The following is a 4668-nucleotide window of genomic DNA, read 5'->3' on the forward strand; positions in this document are numbered from 1 at the left end:
ACCAGCGAAGTCGCGGTCTCCGAGCCCGCCACGGCCCGCCGCGAGCGGGCGCGGATCAGCCCGCGCAGCAGTGGCGGGATCTCCGCCCGGCCCCGCAGGACGGGCAGATCAAGCCGCACCGGCAGCACGGCGGCGTCCGCCCCGGCCACCGCGAGGTCGAACAGTTCGAGCCCCTGCTCGATCGACAGCGGCGGCATGCCGGAGCCGGTGATCTTCGTCAGCTCGGCTTCGGACAGCCCGCCGGTGAGCCCGATCGACGGGTCCCAGGCACCCCAGGCCAGTGACACCGCGGGCAGCCCGGCAACCCGGCGGTGAGCCGCGAGTGCGTCGAGGAAAGCGTTTGCGGCCGCGTAGTTGCCCTGGCCCGGCGTGCCGAAGGTGCCCGCCGCCGAGGAGTAGAGCACGAACTGGGACAGGTCGCTGGTGAGCTCGTGCAGGTTCCAGGCCGCATCGACCTTGGGCCGCAGCACGGTGTTCAGGCGGTCCGCGTCCAGCGAGCCGATCACGCCGTCGTCGAGCACCCCGGCCGTGTGGACGACGGCCTTCACATCGTGCTGCGCCAGCAATTCCGCGAGTGCGTCCCGGTCCGCCACATCACAGGCGACGACCTGCACGTTGGCATCGATGTCCGAGACGTCCGCCTCGCCACGGCGGCTGACCAGCAGCAGGTTCCGCACGCCGTGTTCGTTCACCAGGTGCCGGGCGAGCACTCCGCCCAGACCGCCGGTGCCACCGGTGATCAGCACGAGTTCGTCCGGGTCCCAGGTGGCCCGCTCGCCCGCTTCCGTCCGCGCCACCCGCGGCGCGAGCACGCTGCCATCCCGGACGGCGACCTGCGCTTCTTCGGTGGCAAGCGCTTGCGCCACCGACGCGCCGGGCTCGAGTTCCACCAGCCCGAAGCGGCCCGGGTTCTCCGACTGCGCCGAGCGCACCAGACCCCAGACCGCGGAACCCACCAGGCCCGCTTCGGTGGCGAAAACCAGACGGGAGTCGGCGAACCGCTCCTCCCGCAACCACTCCTGCAGCACGCCCAGCACCCGGGCGGTCACCTCGTGCACGGAGGCGACCACGTCGTCCCGCGGGGTTTCCACCGGGAACACCACCACCGGCGGCACGTCCACAATGGACGCGAGATCGGTGTGGGTGGCGAACTCCGGCTCGGCCGCGGCACGCGCGGGCACCCAGTCGAGCTTGAACAGCGAACTGGCCGCGACGCTCGGCTCGGCGATCGCCGTGGCCGCCCGTGCCAGCAGTCCTTCGACCGACGCGACCGGACCACCGGCGGTGTCGGCCACCTCGATCGCCACGGCGTCACCGGCGCCGCGCGCCAGCCGCACCCGCAACGCGGTCGCCCCGGTGGCGTGCACCGAAACGCCTTCCCAGGAGAACGGCAGCCCGCCTCGGCTGACCTCGCCGAGGTCGGCGAATCCGGCGGCGTGCAGGCTCGCGTCCAGCAGCGCGGGGTGCAGCACGAACCGGCCGGCGTCCCGCTCGGCCGACTCCGGCAGCGCGACCTCGGCGAAGAGCACGTCCTCGCCCTGCTTCCAGGCGGCCTTGAGCCCCTGGAAGGTCGGTCCGTGGCGGAAGCCCAGCTCGGCGAAGCGCTCGTAGTGCCCGGTCACGTCGACGGGCTCGGCACCGGCGGGCGGCCAGGCGGTGAAGTCGAACGCGGGTGGCTGCGCGCCCTCGGCCAGGAAACCGGTGGCGTGCGGGGTCCAGGGCAGCTCGGTTGCGCCCTCGGGCCGCGAGTACACCGCGACCGAACGCCGTCCGCCCTCGTCGGGCGCGCCGAGGTGCAGTTGGAGTTGCAGCGCGCCTTCCTCGGGGATGACCAGTGGCGCGGCCAGGGTCAGCTCGTCGATCCGGTCGAGACCGAGGTCTTCCCCGGCCCGCAGTGCGAGTTCGACGAAGGCGGTACCCGGCAGCAGTACGCGGCCCTGCACGTTGTGGTCGGCCAGCCACGAGTGCGTGCGCAGCGACAACCGGCTGGTGAACAGCAGTCCTTCACCGGCGGCGAGGTCGATGGTCGCGCCCAGCACCGGGTGCTCGACGGCCCCCAGACCGGCGGCGCGGACGTCACCCGAGGTGCGCGCGGCCGAAGCCCAGTACCGCTGCCGCTGGAAGGCGTAGGTGGGCAGGTCGATCTTGCGCGCGCCCGTGCGGGCGAACAGCGGCGCCCAGTCCACGGTGACGCCGCTGACGTGCAGCCGGGCCAGCGCGGCGACGGCGGCCGACTCCTCGGGACGGTCCTTGCGCAGCAGCGGGACGGCCACCGCTTCGACGCTTTCCAGCGCCATCGCGGACAGCACGCCGTCCGGGCCCAGCTCCAGGAACGCGGTCACGTCCTGCTCGGCCAGCCTGCGCACGTTGTCGGCGAACCGCACGGTGTCCCGCGCGTGGTTCACCCAGTAGTCCACTGCGGTCACATCGCCGGTGGTGACCAGCTGGAGCTGCGGCTCGTGGAAGGTCAGGCCCTCGATGGCCGCGCGGAAATCGTCCAGCATCGGGTCCATCAGCGGCGAGTGGAAGGCGTGCGAGACCTTCAACCGCGAAGTCTTCTCGAAGCCAGCCGCGATCTCCAGGACCGCGGCCTCCTCACCCGCGATGACCACGGACGAAGGCCCGTTGACCGCGGCGATCGAAACGCCCTCGGTGAGGGTGATTTCGTCCTCGGTGGCCTTGATCGCCACCATCGCTCCACCGGTTGGCAAGGCTTGCATCAACCGGGCGCGGGCTTTGATCAGCGTGCACGCGTCTTCCAGGTTGAGCACCCCCGCCACGTGCGCGGCGGCGATCTCACCGATGGAGTGCCCGGCGAGGTAGTCCGGCTTGATGCCCAGCGATTCGACCAGGCGGAACAACGCCACCTCGATGGCGAAGAGCGCGGGCTGCGCGTTCCCGGTCTGGTTCAGCGCTTCCTGATCGTCGCCCCACATGACGTCGCGGACGTCCAGGTGCTCGAACACCTCGTCCAGCGCGGCCTTGAACACCGGGAAGCGCTCGTACAGCTCACGGCCCATGCCGATCCGCTGCGAACCCTGGCCGGAGAACAGGAAAGCGGTCAGCCGGTCGGACGCGGCGTCCCTGGCGACCTCGGTGAAACCGTCCACCAGCACCGCGCGGTGCTCGAACGCCGAGCGGGTGGTGGCCAGCGAAAGGCCGATGTCCAGCGGCGAGGCCGTCGACAAATCCACAAAGGACCGAAGTCGCCCGATTTGCGCGTCCAGCGCTTCGGCGCTGCGGCCGGAAACCAGCCACGGCACCACCGCGGGCTCGACTTCGGCGGGCTCCTCGACCACCTCGGCGGCCGGGGCCTGCTCCAGGATGATGTGCGCGTTGGTCCCGCTGACGCCGAACGACGAGACACCGGCGCGACGCGGGTGGTCGGTCTCCGGCCAGTCCCGCCGCTCGGTCAGCAGCTCGACCGAACCCGCGTCCCACTCCACATTGGACGAAGGCGCGTCGATGTGCAGGCTCTTCGGCAGCACGGCGTGTTGCAGCGCCATGACCATCTTGATGATCCCGGCGACCCCGCCCGCCGCCTGCGGGTGCCCGAGGTTCGACTTGATCGACCCGAGCAGCAGCGGGATTTCCCGCTCCTGTCCATAGGTCGCGAGCACAGCCTGCGCTTCGATCGGGTCACCCAGGACCGTGCCGGTGCCGTGGGCTTCCACGGCGTCCACATCGGCCGGGTTCAGGCCCGCGTTCGCCAGTGCCGCGCGGATCACGCGCTGCTGAGACGGGCCGTTTGGCGCGGTCAGGCCGTTCGAGGCACCGTCCTGGTTGACCGCGGAACCCCGCACCACGGCGAGGATCTTGTGGCCCTTGCGCTGCGCGTCGGACACCCGCTCCAGCGCGAGCACACCGACACCCTCGGACCAGCCCGTGCCGTCGGCGGCCTCCGCGAACGACTTGCACCGGCCGTCCCCGGCGAGCCCGCCCTGCTGGGTGAACGCGGCGAACCCGGTCGGCGTCGACATCACCATCACGCCACCGGCCAGCGCCAGCTCACACTCGCCCTGCCGCAGCGCCTGCACGGCGAGGTGCAGCGACACCAGCGACGACGAGCAGGCCGTGTCGACGGTGACCGCCGGGCCTTCGAGCCCGGAGGTGTAGGAGACGCGGCCGGAGATCACACTCGCCACCGAGGCGGTGGTGGTGAAGGCGTCACCCTCACCGGACTGCGCGGTCAGAGCTCCGTAGTCCTGGCCGGTGGTGCCGAGGAACACGCCGGTCTGGCTGCCCCGCAGGGAAAGCGGGTCGATCCCGGCGCGCTCCAGTGCCTCCCACGCGGTTTCCAGCACCAACCGCTGCTGCGGGTCCATCGCCACGGCTTCCCGCGGCGAGATGCCGAAGAAGCCCGCGTCGAAGTCGGCCACATCGGACAGGAACCCGCCCTCGAAGGTGGCGCTGCGCAGGGCTTCGACGTCCCAGCCGCGGTCGAGCGGGAAGCCGCCGATCGCGTCGCGGCCCTCGGCGACCAGGTCCCACAACTCTTCCGGGCCGCTCACCCCGCCCGGGTACCGGCACCCGATGCCGACGATGGCGATCGGCTCCACGGCGGACGCCACCAGCTGCTGGTTCTGCTTGCGGAGACGCTCGATCTCCTTCAAGGACGAGCGCAGCGCCTCGACGTACTGGTTGGTGGAGTCGGTCATCAACCCGTCC

Annotated in this window: 1 protein-coding gene (cut by a window edge); it reads right to left on the reverse strand. The window is 71.5% G+C overall.

Translation table 11 applies throughout. The features are described from left to right. A protein-coding gene (locus tag L3Q67_RS03000; RefSeq protein WP_499188072.1) for an SDR family NAD(P)-dependent oxidoreductase crosses the window boundary here: on the reverse strand, positions 1-4658 show its 5' end (the start). Its footprint begins 25033 nt before the window's first position; 4658 of the gene's 29691 nt are visible here — the first part of the coding sequence; it begins with the start codon at positions 4656-4658; its stop codon lies off the left edge, out of view. Between the last annotated feature and the right edge of the window lie 10 nt (positions 4659-4668).

The organism is Saccharothrix sp. AJ9571 (assembly GCF_021725495.1).
Taxonomy (GTDB): Bacteria; Actinomycetota; Actinomycetes; order Mycobacteriales; family Pseudonocardiaceae; genus Amycolatopsis; species Amycolatopsis magusensis.